The sequence below is a fragment of the Phocaeicola paurosaccharolyticus JCM 15092 genome (assembly GCF_000613805.1).
Classification (GTDB): domain Bacteria; phylum Bacteroidota; class Bacteroidia; order Bacteroidales; family Bacteroidaceae; genus Phocaeicola; species Phocaeicola paurosaccharolyticus.
This window is the reverse complement of record NZ_BAJR01000014.1, coordinates 26,277-49,431: the sequence shown is the minus strand read 5'-3', so window position 1 is coordinate 49,431 and position 23,155 is coordinate 26,277. Positions and strand designations below refer to the sequence as shown.

The 23,155-nt window shown below is 36.9% G+C and carries 14 protein-coding genes and 1 pseudogene; 12 read left to right on the top strand and 3 right to left on the bottom strand.

Going from position 1 to position 23,155, the window contains the following annotated elements:
• Positions 1-4: 4 nt before the first annotated feature.
• From JCM15092_RS07560 to JCM15092_RS07520, 9 genes and pseudogenes are all read left to right on the top strand, one after another.
• Positions 5-301, top strand: coding sequence for a hypothetical protein (locus JCM15092_RS07560; protein ID WP_024994136.1), 297 nt, complete (start codon positions 5-7; stop codon positions 299-301).
• A gap of 14 nt (positions 302-315) precedes the next feature.
• Complete coding sequence (gene mutL / locus JCM15092_RS07555; RefSeq protein WP_024994135.1) at positions 316-2,181, top strand: DNA mismatch repair endonuclease MutL; 1,866 nt, start codon at positions 316-318, stop codon at positions 2,179-2,181.
• A 263-nt stretch (positions 2,182-2,444) separates the two neighbouring features.
• Positions 2,445-4,384, top strand: a pseudogene (gene abc-f, locus JCM15092_RS15365) (ribosomal protection-like ABC-F family protein).
• 17 nt (positions 4,385-4,401) lie between these two features.
• Entirely contained in the window at positions 4,402-6,432 is a 2,031-nt protein-coding gene (locus JCM15092_RS07545; protein ID WP_024994134.1) for a M13 family metallopeptidase, read from the top strand.
• A gap of 167 nt (positions 6,433-6,599) precedes the next feature.
• Entirely contained in the window at positions 6,600-7,025 is a 426-nt protein-coding gene (locus tag JCM15092_RS17045) for a DUF6769 family protein (protein WP_148296619.1), read from the top strand.
• A 72-nt stretch (positions 7,026-7,097) separates the two neighbouring features.
• Positions 7,098-8,306 (top strand): efflux RND transporter periplasmic adaptor subunit, encoded by a 1,209-nt coding sequence (locus tag JCM15092_RS07535; protein WP_024994133.1) that lies wholly within the window; start codon positions 7,098-7,100, stop codon positions 8,304-8,306.
• 14 nt (positions 8,307-8,320) lie between these two features.
• A complete protein-coding gene (locus JCM15092_RS07530; RefSeq protein WP_024994132.1) occupies positions 8,321-11,413 on the top strand; it encodes an efflux RND transporter permease subunit in 3,093 nt (1,030 codons plus the stop codon).
• Entirely contained in the window at positions 11,410-12,597 is a 1,188-nt protein-coding gene (locus tag JCM15092_RS07525) for a TolC family protein (RefSeq protein ID WP_024994131.1), read from the top strand. Before JCM15092_RS07530 ends, JCM15092_RS07525 begins: the two co-directional genes overlap by 4 nt.
• Positions 12,598-12,739: 142 nt before the next feature.
• Positions 12,740-14,407 carry a peptide-N-glycosidase F-related protein gene (locus JCM15092_RS07520; RefSeq protein ID WP_024994130.1) on the top strand — a complete coding sequence of 556 codons (1,668 nt, stop codon included), beginning with the start codon at positions 12,740-12,742 and terminating at the stop codon, positions 14,405-14,407.
• Between the two features lie 68 nt (positions 14,408-14,475).
• Here the strand turns inward: JCM15092_RS07520 and tatC are convergent, their stop codons facing one another.
• Together tatC and JCM15092_RS07510 are read right to left on the bottom strand one after the other, a co-directional pair.
• Positions 14,476-15,261: a twin-arginine translocase subunit TatC gene (tatC, locus tag JCM15092_RS07515; protein ID WP_024994129.1), complete on the bottom strand. Its 786-nt coding sequence runs from the start codon at positions 15,259-15,261 to the stop codon at positions 14,476-14,478.
• 2 nt (positions 15,262-15,263) lie between these two features.
• Positions 15,264-15,464 carry a Sec-independent protein translocase subunit TatA/TatB gene (locus tag JCM15092_RS07510; RefSeq protein ID WP_024994128.1) on the bottom strand — a complete coding sequence of 67 codons (201 nt, stop codon included), beginning with the start codon at positions 15,462-15,464 and terminating at the stop codon, positions 15,264-15,266.
• 190 nt (positions 15,465-15,654) lie between these two features.
• On the opposite strand from JCM15092_RS07510, the gene JCM15092_RS07505 reads away from it, so the two are divergent.
• The 3 genes from JCM15092_RS07505 (at position 15,655) to JCM15092_RS07495 (ending at position 21,799) form a co-directional block, all read left to right on the top strand.
• A complete protein-coding gene (locus JCM15092_RS07505) occupies positions 15,655-16,773 on the top strand; it encodes a glycoside hydrolase family 88/105 protein (protein ID WP_024994127.1) in 1,119 nt (372 codons plus the stop codon).
• 182 nt (positions 16,774-16,955) lie between these two features.
• Positions 16,956-20,588, top strand: a complete 3,633-nt coding sequence (locus JCM15092_RS07500) for a beta-sandwich domain-containing protein (protein ID WP_024994126.1) — start codon at positions 16,956-16,958, stop codon at positions 20,586-20,588.
• Between the two features lie 68 nt (positions 20,589-20,656).
• Positions 20,657-21,799, top strand: coding sequence for a glycoside hydrolase family 76 protein (locus JCM15092_RS07495; protein WP_235782303.1), 1,143 nt, complete (start codon positions 20,657-20,659; stop codon positions 21,797-21,799).
• A gap of 88 nt (positions 21,800-21,887) precedes the next feature.
• Here JCM15092_RS07495 and JCM15092_RS07490 read toward each other — a convergent pair whose 3' ends face one another.
• Positions 21,888-23,027: an aldose epimerase family protein gene (locus tag JCM15092_RS07490; RefSeq protein WP_024994124.1), complete on the bottom strand. Its 1,140-nt coding sequence runs from the start codon at positions 23,025-23,027 to the stop codon at positions 21,888-21,890.
• Positions 23,028-23,155 lie beyond the last annotated feature (128 nt).

Here is a 23,155-nt window from a genome sequence, read left to right as displayed (position 1 = left end):
TACTATGGGACTTTTTAAATCACAAAAACCGCGCCGTTTCTCACATCAATATATTTATGTTGATGAGAGGAAAGAGAAACTTGATAAAATAGAAGAACAGGCTAAAAGAGATTTAGGAATGATCCCTCCAAAAGAGTTCTCTCCTGAAGATATAAGAGGAAAATTCATTGAAGGGACAAAACATCTTAAACGCAGAAAAGAGAGCAACCGTAAACCTCTTGCTTTCGGAACCATTTTAATGGCTATAATTGTACTTCTTTATATTCTTCGCTACCTTGTTACGGGAGAGTGGAAATTTTAAATGTTTGATTTCTTATGAGTGATATAATACGTCTTTTGCCTGACTCTGTTGCTAATCAGATTGCAGCAGGTGAGGTTATTCAGCGCCCTGCTTCTGTAATAAAAGAACTTGTTGAAAACTCTATTGATGCTGGGGCTAAACATATTGATGTCATTGTAACAGATGCTGGAAAAAGCTCTATTCAGGTTATTGATGATGGAAAGGGAATGTCGGAGACTGATGCACGACTATCTTTTGAAAGACATGCAACATCAAAGATAAAGGAGGCTTCCGACCTGTTCGCACTTCACACCATGGGCTTTCGTGGTGAGGCTTTGGCATCTATCGCTGCTGTTGCTCAAATTGACTTGAAGACACGTCAGGAAGGTGATGACTTAGGTACTCATCTCGTTATCTCAGGCTCTAAATTTGAAAGTCAGGAGGTTATACCTTGTCAGAAAGGATGTAACGTATCCGTTAAAAATATATTCTTCAATATACCAGCACGTCGTAAATTCCTGAAATCAAATCAGACTGAGCTGACTAATATATTGAATGAATTTGAACGTATTGTTTTGGTAAATCCTGATATAAACTTTACTCTTCATAACAATGATTCAGAGATGTTGAACCTACCGGCTACTCAATTACGCCAGAGAATAATGGGTGTATTCGGCAAGAAGATTAACCAGGAACTATTCTCTATAGAGGTCAACACAACTATGATAAATATTTCCGGTTTCATTGGTAAACCGGAATCTGCAAGAAAGAAGGGAGCAAGACAGTTCTTCTTCGTTAATGGCAGATATATGCGCCATCCATATTTCCATAAGGCAGTCATGGATGCATACGAACATCTTATACCTACAGGTGAACAGGTATCATACTTTATATATTTTGAGGTTGATCCATCAAATATTGATGTGAACATACATCCTACAAAGACAGAGATTAAATTTGAGAATGAACCTGCAATATGGCAGATACTCGATGCAGCTGTAAAGGAATCTTTGGGTAAGTTCAATGCTGTACCTTCAATTGATTTTGATACAGAGGATATGCCCGACATCCCAGCTATAGATACAAGTTACTATTCTGGAATAGAGCCTCCTAAAACTACATTTAATCCTGATTATAATCCGTTTAATACATCTACTTATTCGCCATCTTCATATTCTAACGAAACTCGTAACTGGTCATCACTATATGAGGGATTAGAGAAGGCAAATGGTGATGAATTAGCACCTTATGATATTGATCTGGAGGATAGTCAAACTTCCGGTACACAATCATTTCAGATTACACATTCAGAGAGACTCACAGATGCCGTACAAGAGAACTCTACACAGCATTATCAATTTAAAGGCAGATTCATACTTACATCTGTAAAGTCAGGCCTTATGATAATAGATCAGCAGAGAGCTCACATACGTATACTCTATGAGAGATATCTTAACCAGATAAAGAATCGTCAGCACGCCTCACAAGGAATGCTGTTCCCTGAAATAGTGCAATTCCCTATGTCAGAGATTCCTGTTCTTGAAAATATAATGGAAGATCTTTCATTTCTTGGATTTGAACTTACACCACTAGGTGGAGGAAGCTATGCTATTAATGGTGTTCCATCAGGAATAGAGGGACTAAATCCTGCTGAGCTGGTAAAAAACATGGTGAATTCTGCCGTAGAAAAGGAGTGTAAGGTAAAAGATGAGGTAGAAAATATACTTGCTCTTACTCTAGCTAAATCGGCTGCTATTGTTCCGGGACAGGTATTGACCAATGATGAGATGAATAGTCTTGTAGATGGTCTATTTGCTTTGGCAACACCAAACTATACACCAGATGGTAAGACTGTTTTGCATGTACTTGAAGAGGATGAAATTGAAAAAATATTCAAATAAAAAAAGGGAATAAAAAAAGGCTATCTTCCCAGACAGCCAATCTTTGTTAACCTTAAATCTAATACTATGAAAAACACATTACAAAGGTATGCCTTTTTTATTATCAGCAAATATTATATTAAAATTGAGCTCATTTATAACACGTTTTAATAAATAGTTGCAACTTATTAATAATTAGGGGTATTCATCAAAGCTTTATTTACATTTTTTGTGTATTAAATTATACCTTTGTTTGTAATTATATAGGAAAAAAAAGATAGACGATGGTTTCAGTCGATAATTTAAAAGTTGAATTTGGAGTTACTCCTCTTTTTGAGGATGTTTCATATGTAATAAATAAACGTGACCGAATTGCACTTGTAGGAAAAAATGGTGCAGGAAAGTCCACAATGCTTAAGATTTTAGCAGGAAAGCAGCAACCTACAGGAGGAACTGTATCTGTTCCTAAAGAGGTTACATTAGGCTATCTACCTCAGGTAATGATACTGAGTGATAACCATACAGTAATGGAGGAGGCTGAGACAGCCTTTGAACATATCTTTGAACTGCAGGAGAGCATAAATAAGATGAACAATGAGCTTGCAGAACGTACAGATTATGAGTCGGAAAGTTATCATAAACTTATAGAGCGATTCACTCATGATAATGACCGTTTCCTGATGATGGGCGGTACAAACTATAAATCTGGAATAGAACGTACTCTTGTTGGTCTTGGATTCAATCGTGAGGACTTTGATCGTCCCACATCTGAGTTCAGTGGTGGATGGAGAATGCGTATTGAACTAGCTAAACTATTGCTTCGTCAACCAGATGTACTGCTTCTTGATGAGCCTACCAACCACTTGGATATAGAGAGTATTCAGTGGCTTGAAAATTTTCTGAAGACAAGTTCAAGCGCAGTGGTATTGGTAAGCCATGACCGTGCATTTATTAATAATGTAACCAATAGGACTATAGAGATATCCTGCGGACACATATACGATTATAAGGTTAACTATGATCAGTTTGTAGAACTTCGCAAAGAGAGACGTGAACAGCAAATTCGTGCTTACGAGAATCAGCAGAAGCAGATACAGGATACTGAGGATTTCATAGAACGTTTCCGATATAAGGCTACTAAGTCTGTTCAAGTACAGAGCCGCATTAAACAGCTTGAAAAGATTATCCCTATAGAGATTGATGAAGAAGATAATTCGGCACTAAGATTAAAATTCCCTACAGCAATCCGCTCAGGAAATTACCCGATTATCTGCCAGGATGTTAAGAAAGCATATGGTGAGCATGTTGTATTCCATGATGTCAATCTTACAATTGAGAGAGGAGACAAGGTGGCGTTTGTAGGGAAAAATGGTGAAGGAAAATCTACTCTTGTAAAGTGTATAATGGACCAGATACCATATGATGGGAAACTAAAGATTGGACATAATGTGCAGATAGGATATTTTGCACAGAACCAGGCACAACTCCTTGACGAGAATCTTACAGTATTCGATACCATAGACCGAGTTGCCGTGGGTGATATACGCCTTAAAATACGTGATATCCTCGGTGCATTCATGTTTGGAGGAGAGGCTTCGGATAAAAAGGTTAAAGTACTATCGGGAGGTGAGCGTAGCGACTGGCTATGATAAAACTCCTTCTTGAACCAGTGAACCTTTTAATTCTCGATGAGCCGACAAATCACCTTGATATTCGTTCTAAAGATGTACTTAAGGATGCAATAAGGGATTTTGATGGAACAGTAATCGTGGTATCTCATGACCGTGACTTTCTGGATGGCCTTGTGACTAAGGTTTATGAATTTGGTAGAGGAGAGGTCAAGGAACATATCGGAGGAATTTATGAATTCCTGAAGAAAAAGAATATTGATAACCTAAATGAGATCCAACTATCTACTTCACCTAAGAAGGGGACTGATGAAATAGTGCAGAACACTCCTGTAAGCGAGAATAAAGTATCATATGAGAATCAGAAGGAGCTCAATAAGAAGATAAAAAAGGTCGAAAAAGTCATAGCCGATTGTGAGAAGAGAATAGAAGAGCTGGAGGAAGAGGTCGCTAAGATTGAGACAGAGATGGCAACTCCTGATGGTGCTTCTGATATGTCGCTATATGAGAAACATCAAGCAAAAAAGAAGGAGATAGACAAGATTGTTGAAGAGTGGGAGAATGCATCTCTTGAGTTGGATGAACTAAAGAAATAATATTTAATGATAAAAAAATGAAAGCAAAAGATTATTTACCTATTGTTGCATTTGGACTAGCTATGGCTAGCGGATGTCAATCAAAGAAAGATGTAGTATCATCGGGATTGAATTATGCCAATATGGATACTACTGTTGCAAGAGGAACCGATTTCTATAATTATGCTTGTGGAGGTTGGATGAAAGCTAACCCTCTTTCAGCTGAATATTCTCGTTTTGGCTCATTCGACCTTCTTGCTGAGAACAACAAGAAGCAGCTTAAAGAGCTTATATCTGAAATCGCATCTAAACCTCAGAGCGAAGGAACTGTTTCACAGAAGATAGCTGATGTATACAACCTTGCTATGGATAGTGTGAAACTTAATGCAGATGGAGCAAAACCAATTCAGCAGGAACTTCAGGCTATCGCTTCAATTAAAGATAAGTCGGAAATCATTCCAATGATTACTAAACTTAACTTCTTTGGTATATTCCCATTCTTCTCATATTCTGTAGATGCAGATATAATGAACAGCAAGAATAATCTCTTTCAGATAGGTCAAGGCGGGCTAAGCTTGGGACAGAAGGAGTATTATCTTGACAACGATGATGCGACTAAAAATATTCGTGATAAGTACAAAGAACATATTGTTAAGATGTTCGAACTTGCAGGGTTTGATGAAGAGACAGCAAAAAAGAACATGGAGTCTGTACTAGAGATTGAGACAGCTATAGCTAAAAAGTCATCTAGTAATGTGGAACTTAGAGATCCTGCAGCCAACTATCACAATATGACTATGGAGCAGTTGAAGAAAGAGTTCCCTGGCATAGACTGGACTAATTTCTTTAAGGGCCTAAGTGTTGATGTCAAGACACTCTCTGTAGGACAGATTGCTCCTATTAAGGAGGTAGAGACTATAATCAATACTATTCCACTTGATAAACAGAAAGCATATATGCAGTGGTTCCTTATAAATGAATCATCTAGTTATCTTAGTGATGACTTCGTTGCACAGGACTTTGATTTCTATGGAAAGGTTCTATCAGGTAAAAAAGAGAATTCTCCTCGTTGGAAAAGAGCTGTAGGTACAGTTAATGATGTTTTAGGTGAGGCTGTCGGACAGATGTATGTTGAGAAATATTTCCCTGCTGCAGCAAAAGAGAGAATGGTAGAGCTTGTTAAGAACCTTCAGCAATCTCTTAAAGAGAGAATCATGGTCCAGGAGTGGATGAATGACAGTACTAAAGCAAAAGCTATAGATAAACTCAACTCTTTCTATGTGAAAGTTGGTTATCCTGATAAATGGAGAGATTATTCATCTCTGAACATTAAGAAGGACTCTTATTGGGCAAATATTAAGCGTTCAAGTAAGTTCGCTGTAGATTATATGTTGGCTAAGGCAAACAAACCTGTTGATAATAACGAGTGGTACATGACTCCTCAGACTGTCAATGCATACTATAATCCTACAACAAATGAGATATGCTTCCCAGCTGGTATACTTCAGTATCCTTTCTTTGACATGAATGCCGACGATGCTTTCAACTACGGAGCTATTGGCGTTGTCATTGGTCATGAGATGACTCACGGATTCGATGATCAGGGTCGTCAGTTCGATAAAAACGGTAACTTAAAGGATTGGTGGACAGCAAATGACTCAAAACAGTTTAACGAACGTACAAAAGTTATGGTCGATTACTTCAACAATATAGAGGTATTACCCGGACTAAAAGCTAACGGTGCACTTACACTTGGTGAGAACATTGCAGACCATGGAGGTTTGAAGATTGCTTATAATGCATTCAAGAATGCTACAAAGAATTCTACTCTCTCTTCAGAGAACGGATTTACACCTGAACAGCGTTTCTTCATAGCTTATGCAGGACTATGGGCTGCCAACATCCGTGAAGAGCAGATGAGATTACAGACTAAGGCTGATCCTCACTCTCTTGGTAGATGGAGAGTTAACGGAGCTCTTCCTCATATTGAAGAGTGGTATCAAGCATTCAATATAAAGAATACTGATCCTATGTATGTTGCTCCTGAAAAGAGATTATCTATCTGGTAAGAATTTAATCTATATATAAATAATAGGGCGAAGTATCTTTCAAGATATTTCGCTCTTATTGTTTATATATACTAATAAGCAATAAGGTTTTAGATAAACTTAGATTTATTTATACAAAAGATATTCATTTGAGGTAATATATAGTAAAAAAGATATATTTTTGCACTATGAAAAGAAGGAGTTTTATAAGCTATGTACTTTTAATGGTATGCATGATAATGCTTACTGCCTCCTCTATGCCTCATCACCATCATCAGCAGAACATATGTATTCAGCATGATTTAACTGAGTGTGAATGTACATGTGCCAATAATCATCATTCTTCTGATAATAGTATGAGCAATGAACATCATTCATGTTCATCATTATGTGTGACAAAGTTCAGCAGCGTCACACCTCACACTATAGATGCCGTTGCCAGTCCTGATTTAACCTTTGTGGCAATACTCTTTTCCATTAATAATGTTTTAGATTTATCATCATATATATCTGCTCGGATTACTCAAAAAGATTACTACTATCTCGAGCATCTCCATTCCACGCTTCTATACCAGAGTGTAGGACTTCGTGCACCCCCATATTCTGTTATTTGACCTTTTATCATTATTTGTTTATCCATAATATGGATAGACTAATTTCTTGTTCAAATAATTAGAATAAACAAAATGAAGAAATATTTTCTATTTTTAATGTTACTGAGTACAGTAACTCTATTTTCTTGCAGTAAAAACAGTTCAGCCAATGATGGTCATGACCATAGTAATGAATCAGAGCAAGCTGACGCACATGGGGCAGAAGGCGAAGATGTCCATTCAGAGGAAAGCCATAGTGAAGGAACTAAATCAGCTCATTCAGATGAGATAGTAGTAACTCCTGAAAAGGCTAAGGAAGCCGGTGTTGAGACTTTGGTTGTAGAGCCTAAATCATTCCGTCAGGTTATAAAGACAAGTGGACAGATCGAGTCTGCTCAAGGTAATGAGTCGACTGTTGTTGCCAATGTTGCTGGTATTGTATCTTTCAATCGTCCTGTAGTAGCTGGAATGAGTGTCACTAAAGGAACAGCACTCCTGTCGGTAAGCTCAGAAAATCTTCCTGATGGTGATCCGGTAATAAGAGCACGTAACGTTTATGCTACTTCAAAGTCTGAGTATGAAAGAGCGAGTAAGCTTGTAAAAAGTCAGATAATTTCTCAAAAAGAGTTTGAACGCATAAAGGAAAATTATGAGAATACACGACTCTCATATGAGGCAATATCCAAGCATAGAAGTGGTAAAGGTGTCTCTGTAGTATCGCCTATTAGTGGATATATAAAGTTGTGTATGGTAAACGAGGGGGATTATGTCACAGTAGGCCAGCCGCTGATGAGGGTCACTCAGACAAAGCGTCTATACCTCCGCGCAGATGTATCTGAGAAATATTACAGCGACCTTGCAAATATAAAGTCGGCTAATTTCAAGACTCCATATAATAACCAAATATATCAATTGGATGAGCTTAAGGGGCGTCTCCTCACTTATGGAAAGTCTTCGGGCGAGAACTCATATTTTATTCCTGTGACATTCGAATTCGACAATAAGGGAGATATTGTTCCTGGAGCATTTGTCGATGTTTATCTTCTCTCGTCTGAGATGCAGAATATCCTCTCTCTTCCTATCTCTGCTATAACAGAAGAGCAAGGATTATATTTCATATATAAGAAGATAGATGAAGAGGGCTATAAGAAGCAAGAGGTTAAGCTTGGTATGAACAATGGCAAAGAGGTACAGATTCTCTCTGGTCTTCAAGCCGGTGAGACCATAGTTGTAAAGGGTGCTTATCAGATAAAACTTGCTTCAGCTTCAAATGCTATTCCATCACATAGTCATGAACATTAAAAGTTGAGTAGACTATGTTGAATAAGATAATAGCATTTTCGCTGCATAACCGTATTACGGTTCTGTTGGCGTCACTCCTGCTTATAATATGGGGTTTATATATTGGTAGAAACACAGAGGTAGATGTCTTTCCTGATTTGAATGCACCTACAGTAGTTGTCATGACCGAAGCAAAAGGTATGGCAGCCGAGGAGGTGGAGCAGTTGGTTACATTTCCTATAGAGACATCTGTAAATGGTGCCAGTCATATCCGTCGCGTCCGCTCTTCATCAACAAATGGTTTTTCTGTAGTGTGGGTTGAGTTCGATTGGAATACCGATATCTATTTAGCCCGTCAGATAGTAAGCGAAAAACTGAGTGTAGTAGGTGAGACTTTACCTGAGAATGTAAGCAAACCTACTCTTGGTCCACAATCATCTATTCTCGGTGAGATGCTCATTGTGGGACTTACTTCCGACAGTACATCTATGCTAGACCTACGCACATTAGCCGACTGGACTATACGCCCACGACTTCTCTCCATGGGAGGTGTTGCGCAGGTTGCCGTTCTTGGAGGTGATGTGAAAGAGTATCAGATATCTCTTGATCCAGCAAGAATGAAGCATTATAAAGTCACACTCGATGATGTGCTAAAAGTTACTCGCCTGATGAACCAGAACTCAAATGGTGGAGTGATAAATGAATATGGTAATGAGTATATAGTCCGTGGAGTAATATCTACTCATGATGTTGATGAGATAGCCCGTGCTGTTGTAAAGAGCAGCGACGGTGCACCTATCACTCTAGAAGATATTGCAGATATAAAGATTGGTTCGCAACAGCCGAAAATGGGGACAGCTTCCGTAGAGGGTAAGCCTGCAGTATTGATAACTGTCACCAAGCAACCTAATACAGGGACAATAGAGTTGACAGGAAAACTCGATGCAGCAATAAAAGATTTGCAGAAGACAATGCCGAAGGATGTGCATGTCTCTACAGATATATTCCGTCAGAGTAACTTTATAGATAGCTCTATAAACAATGTAAAGGATTCGCTTTATGATGGAGGTATATTTGTTATAATAGTGCTCTTCCTTTTCCTTGCCAATGTAAGGACTACATTAATTTCACTTATCACTTTACCTATATCACTCATTGTTTCGATATTGGTACTCTATTATATGGGACTAACTATAAACACGATGAGTCTTGGAGGTATGGCTATTGCCATTGGCTCTTTGGTAGATGATGCTATAGTGGATGTTGAGAATGTATGGAAACATCTACGACAAAACAGATTGTTGCCTAAAGAGGAGCAGAAGCCGGTATTAAAAGTTGTATATGATGCCTCTCGCGAGGTGCGCATGCCTATACTAAACTCTACTCTTATAATAGTAGTGAGCTTTATTCCTCTCTTCTTCCTTACAGGTATGGAGGGTAAGATGCTTGCTCCTCTCGGCATAGCATTTATTGTAGCTCTCTTTGCTTCTACTATAGTGGCACTTACGCTTACCCCGGTACTGTGTTCATATCTTTTAGGTAGTGAGAATGACAAAAAAGTCCATAAAGAGGCTTTTCTCTCTACATTCCTTAAAAAACATTATGCAACTTCATTGAGATGGGCACTTAACAATAAGAGGATTGTCGTTGGAGGTACATCTATACTATTTATTGTTTCGTTCGTAATGTTGTTCACCCTTGGACGCTCTTTTCTACCATCATTCAATGAGGGCTCATTTACTATAAACGTAAGTTCACTTCCTGGAATTTCTCTGGAGGAGTCGGATAAAATAGGACAGAGGGCAGAGAAACTCCTGATGACCGTACCTGAGATAAAGACAGTTGCTAGAAAGACCGGTCGTGCTGAACTTGATGAACATGCTTTGGGAGTTAATGTCAGTGAGATTGAGGCACCTTTCGAATTGAAAGACCGTTCTCGTAAAGAGGTTATTGCTGATGTCCGTCAGAAACTATCATCAATAACAGGAGCTAATATTGAGATTGGTCAGCCTATAAGTCACAGAATAGATGCAATGCTATCTGGAACAAAGGCAAGTATTGCCATAAAACTCTTTGGTACCGACCTTAATAAAATGTTCTCTATAGCAAATAATATAAAGGATAAAATAAAGGATGTTGAAGGTATCGTCGACTTGAATGTAGAACAACAGATAGAGCGTCCTCAGCTTAAAATTGTTCCAAAGCGTGAGCTTCTTGCACGTTATGGCATCACACTCCCTGAGTTCACAGAGTTCGTGAATGTTAATATGGCAGGTGAAGTGGTATCTCAGGTTTATGAAGATGGAAAGACATTCAACCTGGTAGTTCGTAGTGGTGATGAATATCGTGACGATATGGAAAAGGTGAAGAATCTTATGATTGATACCGGTAACGGTGAGAAAATACCTCTGGCTTATGTAGCCGATGTAATCTCCGCAATGGGACCAAATACCATAAATCGTGAAAATGTTGAAAGAAAAATTGTAATTTCTGCCAATGTTGGCGAACGAGATTTAAGAAATGTTGTTAATAATATAAGGGAGAGAGTTGAAGACAATATAAGTTTGCCGGAAGGCTATCACATTGAGTATGGCGGACAGTTTGAAAGTGAACAGGCAGCAAGCCGTACCCTGCTTATTACATCTATAATTAGTATTGTGATTATATTCCTTCTTCTCTATTCTCAATTTAGAAGTGCAAAACAGAGTGGAGTGATACTTTTGAATCTTCCACTTGCTTTGATAGGTGGTGTTTTTGCTCTTGTGATTACAACAGGTGAACTGAGTATTCCTGCTATAATAGGTTTCATTTCACTCTTTGGAATTGCTACGCGTAATGGAATGCTTCTTATAAGTCACTATAACAGTTTGAGAGATAGCGGCCTTGATCTGAGACGAAGCATCATAAGTGGCTCACTGGATAGGTTGAATCCTATACTTATGACAGCTCTCTCATCAGCTTTGGCACTTATTCCTTTAGCTTTACGTAGTGACTTGGCAGGTAACGAAATACAGAGCCCTATGGCTAAAGTTATACTTGGAGGTCTGCTTACATCTACGTTCCTGAATGCATTTATAATACCTATCGTGTACGAGATGTTGAATAAGAATAAAAAAAATAAGATATGAAAAAAAGGACTCTCTTAGGCGCTATTTTATTACAATTTGCCTTTTCTATATATGCTCAGACAGTTCCAAACACTGTAGACAAGATTCTGCAGAGTATTGACAGGAACAATAAGGAGATTAAAGCTATGAATGAAGATGCTAAGGCAAAGAAGATGGAAAACCTGTCGGTTAATAACTTGTCGGACCCAACTTTGAGCTATGCCTCTACTTATGCTAATGATGCTGATAATAATCATAGCACAGAATTTATTGCATTGCAGTCATTCGATTTTCCTACTCAGTATATATCAAGACATAAACAGGCTAAACTACAGAATGTAGCAGTGACTAAGGAACAGGAGATTGGAAGAAGAGATCTTCTTTTAAAGGCAAAACACTTATGTCTTGATATCATTCTCTTGAACAAGGAGAAGGAGTTCCTTAACAAAAGAGTAGAGGTGAGCAATCATCTATATTCACTCTTCAACAAGAAAATGGAAGAGGGAGAGAGCAATGCCATTGAGTTTAATAAGCTGAAAATGGAGGTGATGAATCTTAAAACTCAGGTTTCACAGAACAATGTTAACCATCGTACTGCACTGCAGCAACTGCTTGCCATGAATGACAACATACCGGTGGAACTTGAACAGGCAAGCTATCCTGAGGTAAAGAGTGTAGACGATTTGAACAAGTTCCGTGAAGAGATGATGGCTTCGGATATTGACTTGCAAGCGATAGCAGCATATACAAAGGCAGCTGATAAGCAGGTGACTGTGGAGAAACAGTCATGGTTGCCAAAATTTGAGGTCGGTTTTCGTCGCAATACAACAAGTGTAAATGCAGAGAATGGATTTATCATTGGAGGTACTCTTCCTATATTCGAGAACAGGAAAAAGGTAGGTATAGCTAAAGCCAAAGCTCTAAGTACTAAATATATGCAGGAGTCAGTTCGTATAGATAGAGAGAATGCAATAATAGCTATGTTCAATGAGATACAGCAGATGAAGGCATCTATAGATGCATACGATCTTAGTCTGATGTATAACTACCTCGACTTGCTGAAGATATCTCTTGAGTCAGGTGAGATATCTCTGATAGAATATTATGTTGAAGCTGAAGATGTCTTCTCAAAGTTCCAGTCATTTTTTGAACTCGAGAACAGATATCAGAAGCTTATAGCTGATGTCTATAAGAACAGTTTATAGTAATATACAATAGGGGACAAATCTACTATTATTTATGAGAGTAGGTTTGTCCCCTTTATAATCAAAAACAAGTGAACATTGGTGAATGATATTTTAGTGTTATATAATTTGTCTATTTTTGTATAAAATATAATTAATACAAATGAGAACCAAAACCTTACAACTATTATCCCTGTTCTTGTGCTGCAATTTAGCACTGAATGCTCAGGATCTTGCAAAGAAATTGAAGAATGCCAAAGGCATCGAAGTTACTTACCAAACCCTTTATAAGGGTAAGGTAATTCCCGACGAGATGATTATGAGAGTGAAAGGTGATGAGGTATCACTTACCTCTTCAACTCCACAAACAGAGTTCCCTAAGACAGAGAGTTTCTTAAACTATTCGTCCGGCAAATTCTATCGACGTGCCGTCCTTAGTGGAGGCAAAGTAATATCTACCATAACACTATTCAAGTCTGGTGAAGGATTCAAAGATATTGGTAAAGAGAAATTTCTTGGTCTTGATTGTACTCTCCTAAGGACTTCAATAAATTCTAATACCATAGATGTATGGTATACTACAGCCATTCCATTTCGTGGAACTCCTCAAGCAGGAGTTGGAGTACCTGACGGATTAGTATTGAAGATTGTACGTAACGGTGACATGATTCAGCAGGCTACTTCCATAGTAAAACTAAAGGATACAGCTTCTATCTTGCCTACAAACTGGGGAGAGGAGATGGATGCATCTTACTATCAATATAGCATAAACAATAGCAATGTTATCACTGTTCCTGTCTTCTTGCATCAAAGCATAAACTTCACAGGGGCTAAGTTGCCTGCAGAGTTGAATGGTGCTGAGGTATATAATGCAGGTGGCGGTACAATCATCCTTAAGAAGGTGAAACTTCCTGATAATGTAAAAGATAGAAGTATCTTTGCTGAGGTAGCGCAATACTCTGATGGTGATGCATATGACCGTACAGGCTCAATCTTTATGATACCTGTTGATAAGAAACTATCTTTTCTAGATGCAATGAGAGATTTGAAGAGCGTACCCTCTTTCAAAGCAAAGGATGGTGATTATCCGGCTTTAGTTTCCGATTCTACTTATGATGTTCCTGTAGAGTTGATGCGATTCTTCACTGGCTTCGGAGTACGTAAGTTTAATAACAACAAAGTACCAGGTCAGAATTGGGTAGACTCTGTACTATATAAGAGTGAAATAACTCCTCTTGCTGAAAGACTGAAAGGAGAGGTATGGATAGGTGCTTATATAGGTAACTGGGATGCAAAGGGTCACAAGCTCTCATTAACTTTGAAATATTATCCTGAAGGTGAGAGGAGGGCTTATCACACCATACCTCTCTTCAATACATTAAACTATCTTGAACAGGCTGGACAGAAATATCCTCTCCTTTTTGGCAGCGATTCACTGAGGGCTACATTCACTATTGAGGAGCCGATAAAGAATGCATTGCTGTTATATACAACTACCGGACATGGTGGTTGGGGTAATGGCGATGAGTTTAATCAGAAGCCAAACAGTATATTCCTTGACGGACAGAAAGTTATAACATTCATCCCTTGGCGTGACGATTGTGGAACATACAGAAACTGGAATCCATGTTCAGGTAACTTTTCTAATGGATTGAGCTCTTCTGATCTAAGTCGCTCAAACTGGTGCCCTGGTACTGTAACCAATCCTGAATATATATACTTGGGTGACCTTTCTGCAGGAACACATACCATCTCTGTAGAGATACCTCAAGGAGCTCCTGAAGGTGGTAGCAACAGCTATTGGTGTGTTTCAGGTACACTGCTATATTGAATATCTACAATTATAATAATTCTTTGATTAAATACTGCCTAATAAATAGAAAGGAATCAATAACTTAATTATTCTTTGCAAGAATGATTAACAATGCATATGCTTATTTCGTATAGTAGATATATTGGTATAGCAACCATTAATAGAGTAATTATATCACTTGTAGGAGTAATTATTGCTGCTATTACAAGAATTATAATGATAGCATGCCTCCTATGCTTCTTCATAAATGATGAACTAAGGAAACCAAGTTTTGCGCAGAACCAACATATAATTGGCAATTCAAAGACTATTCCCATCATCAAGCTTAGCATAATAAGTGTATCCATGTAGGAGGTAAGAGTGATAATATTTTCAACCTCTGTGCTTACCTGATATGTTCCAAGGAAGCGAAATGTAAGAGGAAATATTATAAAGTAATTAAGTAATACACCTGAAATAAACATAACATATCCCCACGAAATTATCATTAATGAATGACGTCTTTCGTTTTCGTATAATGCAGGAAGTATGAATTTGAAAATTTGGTATATTATATATGGAGACCCAAGAATGAGCCCTGCATATAGAGCTGCATTCATATGTATTAGAAACTGTGATGCAAGTTGGGTATTTATCAGAGTAATATCAAAATCATCAGGACTAATAGATGGTATATCAGTAATTCTGGAAATCTCTGTAAAAATCCTATATGTGATAAAATCGCTATTCTTTGGAGCAAGAATAATGCTAAAAAGGGTCTCTTTAAAACAGAAAGCAGCAGCCATTAATGCAACAACAGAAATTGCGACACGAAAAAGTACGCGTCGCAATTCCTCTAAATGGTCCCAAAAGGTGAGTTCTGTCTTTTCCATTATTATTTTTTCTCTTCTTTTGAATCGATTTTATCTAGACTCTCTTCAATACCATTGATACCATCTTTAAAACTTTTGACTCCTTTGCCTAGTCCTTTCATTAGTTCAGGGATTTTCTTTCCACCAAATAGGAGTAGTACAATAAGTGCAATAAATATAATTTCAGACCCTCCAAGACCTAAAAGTAATAATGTCATTTCCATGTTATTTTATTTTTTTTTGCCAAAGATATTGAAATGAAGTTCTTTTGCAATAAATGATTTATCTTTTATTCATTCGTATGCTCCTATTGATTGTTTTGTTTTATTTTTTGATTTAAAATTTATATTATCTATCATTACGAATAGCTTATTTTGCTTTACAATACTTTTTTAAAATTAAAATAATTAATTGATTATGAAAAACAGATTCATTTTTAGTCTTCCTGTAATTTTATTAGCTTTCCTTTTTTCAATAAACTTAGAAGCTCAAAACTATTTTGATAATTTCCCAGTTAAAGCTGATCCTAAGTTAGTAGGTAATAATTTATGTAAACGTCTTCTTGAAACAAAACATCAATTGTATTTTGATAAAGGCATCCATTATGCAGAAGTTTGTACATGGTATGGTGCTTTGAGATTTGCAGAACAGACAGTTAATAAGGATATGATAAAAAAACTAAGGGCAAGATTTGAACTATTGTTTGAAATCGAAAAAGAGTTGCTTCCACCTCCTGTTCATGTTGATCAGAATATGTTTGGATGTTTACCTTTACGTTTTTATAGCATCACAAAAGACAAGAGATACCTGGACCTTGGTTTACCATATGCAGATTCTCAATGGACTCTTCCAAAAAATGCAAATGAAGAGGAGCAGAAATGGAATAAAAAAGGTTATTCTTGGCAAACACGTCTGTGGATTGATGATATGTATATGATTACAATAGTACAGTCGGAGGCTTATAAAGCAACAGGCGATGTTAAGTATATTAATAGAGCAGCTAAAGAGATGGTTTTGTATCTTGATGAACTTCAACATGATAATGGGCTTTTCTTTCATGCTCCAGATGTACCATATTATTGGGGTAGAGGAGATGGTTGGATGGCTGTTGGTATGACTGAATTATTGGCAAGTCTTCCAGATAATGATTCTAACAGAGCAAGAATAATGAAGGGCTATCAGTTAATGATGAAAAATCTTAAGAAATATGTTAATACTGATGGACTTTGGAATCAGTTAATTGACCAGCCTGATTTTTGGACAGAGACATCTGGCTCTGCTATGTTTGCCTATGCTATGATTATCGGTGTTAAGAATGGTTGGCTTAATAATGAAGAATATGCACCAATAGCAAGACGTGCTTGGCTTGGACTATGCAACTATTTGGATTCAAACAACGACATTACAGAGGTGTGTGTTGGTACTGGCAAGAAGAATAGTAAAGAGTACTATCTAAAACGTCCTCGTATTGCCGGAGATTATCATGGACAAGCTCCAATTCTTTGGTGCGCTTATGCTTTGCTTGAAAAATAATTATTATAATAAATAAGATTATATTCCTTCTTCTGACTATGTAGATAATGTTTTTCAATAGATTTATAATATTATAAGAAGAGGGTCAATAATATGGATAGTACAGTAATTTGTGTAGTGGAAATTGTATTGCAAGGATTTGTACTAATAAAAATAAAACATTAACCCATATAAATATTACTATGGAGATTAAACAAGTATTGACATCTGGCATATTGATAGGAGGATTCCTTTTGCCTAGTAGTGTCGCTTATTCTCAGAATACACAGAATGAAAAGAGTAAAGTATATGTAGTTGCGGATGCTCATCTTGATACCCAATGGAATTGGGATATACAGAAAACAATAAAGGAATATGTTTGGAATACAATCAATCAGAATCTTTTCTTACTTAAGAAATATCCTGATTATGTATTTAATTTTGAAGGTGGAGTAAAGTATTCATGGATGAAAGAGTATTATCCACGTGAATATGAAGAATTAAAGAAGTATATAAAATCGGGTCGTTGGCATATCTCAGGTAGTAGCTGGGAGGCATCTGATGCTTTGGTACCTTCTGTTGAGTCGTTTATCCGTAATATTATGCTTGGACAGACATATTATCGACAGGAGTTCGGTGAAGAAGGTACAGATATTTTTCTACCAGACTGCTTTGGCTTTGGATGGACCCTTCCAACAATTGCAAATCATTGTGGACTTATAGGTTTCTCTTCTCAGAAACTTGATTGGAGAGTGAATCCTTTTTATGGTGATAGTAAGCATCCTTTCACTATTGGTTTGTGGAAAGGTATTGACGGGTCTTCTATTATGCTGGCTCATGGATATGGCTATGGAAAACGTTGGGATGATGTAGATTTGTCTAATGATAAAGAACTTTCAACTCTGGTAAAACGTTCACCTCTGAATAAATTGTTCCGTTACTATGGGACAGGTGATATGGGTGGGTCACCAACATTGGAATCTGTATCATCGGTCGAAAAAGGAATAAAAGGTGATGGACCTTTACAGATAATCAGTGCAACAAGTGATCAGCTCTTTAAGGATTATCAGCCTTATTCAAGTCATCCAGAACTACCTTCTTTTGATGGCGAACTATTGATGGATGTTCATGGAACAGGATGTTATACATCTCAAGCTACAATGAAACTATATAATCGTCAGAATGAACTATTGGGTGATGCTGCTGAACGTGCATCAGTAGCAGCTGAATGGCTAGGAATGTCAACATATCCTAAGAAGACACTAACAGAATCATGGAAACGTTTTCTTTTCCACCAGTTCCACGATGACCTTACAGGAACAAGTATTCCGAGAGCCTATGAGTTTTCATGGAATGATGAATTGCTATCACTTAAGCAGTTCTCTGGTGTACTCTCTTCTGCTGTTGCTGATTTGTCGGAAAGACTTGATACAAAAGTTAGTGGTATACCTGTAGTATTATGTAATGCATTAGGTTTTGAATCAACTCAGAATGTAGAACTTCATATAAAATCAAAGACTATTCCTGCTAAAGTAACAATTCTCGATGCTTCTGGCAATAAAGTTCCTTCACAGATTCTTTCATATAAAGACAACAAAGTAAATATTCTTGTTCAGGCAACAGTTCCTGCTAATGGCTTCTCTGTTTACGATGTACAACTGACAGGAAGAGGTTCACAGCCAATTGTTAACATAGCAACAACACAGATTGAAAATTCAGTATACAAGATTGTTTTTGATAAGTTTGGTGATATTGTTTCTTTGATTGATAAGAAGAACAATAAAGAGTTGGTCAAGAGTGGCAAAGCTATTCGTCTTGCTATGTTCGAAGACAATAAATCATACAGTTGGCCTGCTTGGGAGGTATTAAAGAGTACTGTAGACCAGTCTCCTGTATCCATAGGTCAAGATGTAAAGATTATTTTTTGTGAGAATGGAACTTTGCGCAAAGCTGTATGTATAGAGAAAAGACATGGAGAATCTTTATTCCGTCAATATGTTCGTCTTTATGAAGGAAAACTGGCTAATAGGATAGACTTCTATAATGAAATAGACTGGAAATCAGCTCATTCATTACTGAAAGCTGAATTTCCATTGAACATTGAGAATGAAAAGGCAACATACGATCTTGGTGTAGGAAGCGTACAAAGAGGTAACAATACAAAGACTGCCTATGAGGTCTATTCACATTACTGGGCTGATATGACAGATAAGAGTGGTGATTATGGTGTATCTGTACTAAATGACTGTAAGTATGGATGGGATAAGCCTGATAACAATACTTTCAGACTGACATTACTCCACACACCTGAAACGAAACGTAACTATGCTTATCAGAATCGTCAGGATTTTGGCTTTCACTCATTTACTTATAGCATTATAGGTCATAATGGTGTTCTTGATAAGGTAGCAGTTCGTCAGGATGGTGAGGAGTTGAATCAGGCAATAAAAGGTTTTGTTACAACCTCTCATAAAGGTGAATTGGGACGTTCGTTTTCTTTTGCTTCAAGTGACAATAAAAACGTACTTATCAAGGCTATCAAGAAGGCGGAATGTTCTGATGAATATGTTGTCCGTGTATATGAGACAAGTGGTATAGCAGCTCAGAAAGCAAATATTATTTTTGCAGGTGATCTTGAATCTGCAGTTGAGGCTGATGGTACTGAGAAGAATCTTTCAAATGCAAATTTCTCTGGCTCACGTCTTGAAGTATCAATAAAACCAAATAGTATTAAGACATATAAAATACGCTTGAAAAAATATTCTAATGCTATTGTATCAAATAGAAAATACGAAGTGCTGTCAATTCCTTATAACAAAAGTTGTTTTAGTTGGAATGAGTTTCGTAAAGATGCCGATTTCGAGTCTGGCTACTCATTTGCAGCTGAATTGTTACCTGAGTCATTGACTGTTGAACAGATTCCTTTCAAGTTAGAGATAAAGGAGTTGAAGAATGGATTATTATGTAAGGGAGATACATTGAAGTTTTCTCCACAGAACAAATCACGACGTCTTTATATTTTGGCTGCTGCTGCTACCGATGGCAGAGATGTTAATGGCCAATTTGGTGTTGACAAGAAAAAGGTAAGCTTGACTATTCCGTCATATACTGGATTTATTGGTCAGTGGGAACATGAAAATCATACAAAAGGGTTCTTGAAGGATGCTGATGTAGCATATATCGGGACACACCGTCACTCATCTGATGGAGATCATGCTTATGAGTTTACTTATATGTTCAAACTTGCTATTGATATTCCAAAGAATGTATCTGAAATCTGTTTACCCAACAATAAAGATATTGTGATTTTTGCTGCTACTCTTGCAGATACTGAACCTTCGGATGTAGAGGTTACAACAACTTTGTTCAGGACAAACAATAAAAGTGAAAATCTTGATTCTGTAAAGGACGTTCGTAAGCATAGTGTCCTTAGTGTGAAGAATATTATTGGTTGGTCAGGCTTTGTGAATAATAGCGAGAAGCCTGAGATGTTGGTAGACGGTAAGGAGGACACAAAATGGTGCGATGTATCTCTTCTCCCAAATTATGTGGATTTTGATTTGGGCGAGGAGAAAAAGCTATCTTCTTGGCGCTTGTTGAGTGCTGCAAGTGAGGATGGATCATATATCACAGGTTCATGTTTCCTTATGGGAAAGAATAAACAGTCTGATGAGTGGCAGTCGTTGGATTATGTTGTAGGAAATAAGAAGAATGTAATTGACCGTTCCTTCGAGAATCAGAATAAGTTCAGATATCTCAGACTTATGGTTGTTCAACCAGATCAGTCTGTGGCTGGTGGAGCTTCAAGAATATACGAATTGGAGGTTTTTGAATAATAGTAAAAACGATGTCTATGATAAGAGCGTATATTGTTATAACAAATTTGCTTATATGCTTGTTTTCGATGTTTGGATATAAAAATTATCACGTTGAAGCTGAGTATAATAATCAGTTTTTAGAAAGGGCAGAGCAAACTTTGGATTCATTGTATTCAAACTACTCTTGTAAAGGAACTTTTCTTCTTCGTGAGAACTATTCTTCCAAGGACAACTATACAGCTACATATCTAGCATCACAGAGACCTAAAAGCCCGAATAATCCCTATTCATATTTATGGCCTTATTCGGGTACTTTCTCGGCTGTTTCCGCTATAATGTCATCTGATATTAATTATAAGAAAATTCTTGATAGGAAGGTATTACCAGGATTAGATGAGTATTATGATAAAAAACGGAAGCCATATGCATATTCTTCTTATATCTCTTCAGCACCATTATCTGATAGATTTTATGATGATAACATTTGGTTGGGTATTGATTACACTGATGTATATATGCTTACTCATGAATCAAAGTATATCACTAAAGCTAGAGATATATGGAACTATATAGAGAGTGGTATTGACGAAGAACTTGGAGGAGGTATATATTGGTGTGAACAAAAGAAAGAATCGAAGAACACTTGCTCAAATGCCCCTGGAACTGTATTGGCTTTAAAACTTTTTATAGCAACTAATGATAGCTCTTTACTTATCAAAGGAGAACGTTTGTATGAATGGACTAAGTCTCATTTGCAGGATCAGAATGATGATCTTTATTTTGATAATATTGGTCTGTCTGGAAAAATTGGGAAAGCAAAGTATGCATACAATAGCGGGCAGATGATGCAAGCGGCTTCGTTACTGTATAAGGTTACTTCAAAGAAGAAGTATCTTGATGATGCACAACGTATAGCAGCAAGTTGCTATCAATATTTTTTCACAGAATTCTTACCTATGAATGGAATTTCATTCCGTATATTGAAGAAGGGTGATATATGGTTCAGTGCTGTAATGTTACGTGGATTTATAGAGCTATATCATATAGATAGAAATAAAACCTATTTGAATTCTTTTATTAAGACACTCGATTGGGCTTGGGAAAAAGCTCGCGATGAAAAAGGATTGTTTTATACAGATCTGAGTGGAAGAGTAAAAGATAATCGAAAATGGTTACTTACTCAGTCTGCTATGGTTGAAATGTATGCGCGATTGGCTAAAATAGAATGACTAGATAATTATTTATCTTTGGCTGAATTATTAAATAAGTGCAGGTGCTCATCAACACCTGCACTTATTTATAATAGAGAGATTATAATTATTTTTCAGCCGAGAATTTGAATATTGTGTGGCTACTATATTTCTCTCCAGGAAGTAATACACATGAAGGCCATAAAGGTTTGTTTGGTGAGTCGGGATACTTTTGTGTCTCAAGACACACAGAAGCTCTGAATTGGTAAATTATATTATTCTTGCCAGTCTGTGTGCCATCAAGGAAATTGCCTGTGTAGACTTGAATGCCTGGCTCAGTGGTATATACATCAAGCTTTATTCCTGTATTTGCTGATTTTAGTGAAGCACATATCTTGTTTATATCGCCTTTTGTATTCAATACCCAATTGTGATCTATTCCATGTCCGTTTTCAATTTGTTCATCATCTAAATCCATTCTGTCACCTAACTTTGTAGGTTCTCTGAAATCCATAGGAGTATTCTTTACACTTGCTATTTCTCCAGTTGTCATGAATGTACTGTCTACAGGAGTGTATGAGTCTGCATTAATTGTGAGCAAATATTCTGAATTGTCTTTTGAAGGATCTCCGTCAAGATTGAAATATGAGTGATTGGTCATATTTATAATAGTAGGTTTATCGGTTTCTGCCTCATATGATAGTTCTATAGCATTATCATCAGTAAGATGCATAGTCACAGAACAAGTAGTGTTACCTGGGAATCCTTCTTCTCCATCTTTTGCATGATATGTAAGTTTTATCTCATTATCCTTTATTTCATCTACATTGAACATTACATCCTGAAAGCCCTTTAATTCTCCATGGAGGCAATGTCCGTAATTATTTTGTGGAAGTTGATATTCTGTGCCCTCCAATGTAAATTTCCCATTTTTTATTCTATTGGCATATCTTCCAATAGTTGCACCGAAATTGGAAGGGTTGTCAATATAATCTTGAATAGATGGGAATCCAAGAACTACATCTCTCATAGCTCCGTCTTTATCAGGAACCATAATTGAGACAATTCGTCCACCGAAGTTTGTTACACACACTTCCATTTTGTTTTTGTTCTTTAATACAAAGAGTCCTGTCTTGACACTATCAATCTCAATTTCAAAATGGGCTGGATTCAAACCTGAATCTGTTAGAACTTCGCTTTTCTTTGTCGTGTTACATGAAAATAGAGTTGTAGCAGCAAGCACTGAAATAAGCAGTTTGTTTTTCATAAATGTATAATTGTTTTTTTGTTATTTTCAAAAGAATAAAAATATCCTCTTTACAAGCAAAAAAATAAATTCAAATAATGTAAATTATTGAGCAATCTACAGGATACTATCTATTTCTAGATGTTTTG

Bases quoted from the DNA above. Each gene is read 5' to 3' on its own strand.
- JCM15092_RS07560 (WP_024994136.1), top strand. From the start codon at position 5: ATGGGACTTTTTAAATCACAAAAACCGCGCCGTTTCTCACATCAATAT.
- JCM15092_RS07500 (WP_024994126.1), top strand. From the start codon at position 16,956: ATGGAGATTAAACAAGTATTGACATCTGGCATATTGATAGGAGGATTC.
- JCM15092_RS07525 (WP_024994131.1), top strand. From the start codon at position 11,410: ATGAAAAAAAGGACTCTCTTAGGCGCTATTTTATTACAATTTGCCTTT.
- JCM15092_RS17045 (WP_148296619.1), top strand. From the start codon at position 6,600: ATGAAAAGAAGGAGTTTTATAAGCTATGTACTTTTAATGGTATGCATG.
- JCM15092_RS07535 (WP_024994133.1), top strand. From the start codon at position 7,098: ATGAAGAAATATTTTCTATTTTTAATGTTACTGAGTACAGTAACTCTA.
- JCM15092_RS07490 (WP_024994124.1), bottom strand. From the start codon at position 23,027: ATGAAAAACAAACTGCTTATTTCAGTGCTTGCTGCTACAACTCTATTT.
- JCM15092_RS07495 (WP_235782303.1), top strand. From the start codon at position 20,657: ATGTTTGGATATAAAAATTATCACGTTGAAGCTGAGTATAATAATCAG.
- JCM15092_RS07520 (WP_024994130.1), top strand. From the start codon at position 12,740: ATGAGAACCAAAACCTTACAACTATTATCCCTGTTCTTGTGCTGCAAT.
- JCM15092_RS07510 (WP_024994128.1), bottom strand. From the start codon at position 15,464: ATGGAAATGACATTATTACTTTTAGGTCTTGGAGGGTCTGAAATTATA.
- JCM15092_RS07545 (WP_024994134.1), top strand. From the start codon at position 4,402: ATGAAAGCAAAAGATTATTTACCTATTGTTGCATTTGGACTAGCTATG.
- mutL (WP_024994135.1), top strand. From the start codon at position 316: ATGAGTGATATAATACGTCTTTTGCCTGACTCTGTTGCTAATCAGATT.
- JCM15092_RS07530 (WP_024994132.1), top strand. From the start codon at position 8,321: ATGTTGAATAAGATAATAGCATTTTCGCTGCATAACCGTATTACGGTT.
- tatC (WP_024994129.1), bottom strand. From the start codon at position 15,261: ATGGAAAAGACAGAACTCACCTTTTGGGACCATTTAGAGGAATTGCGA.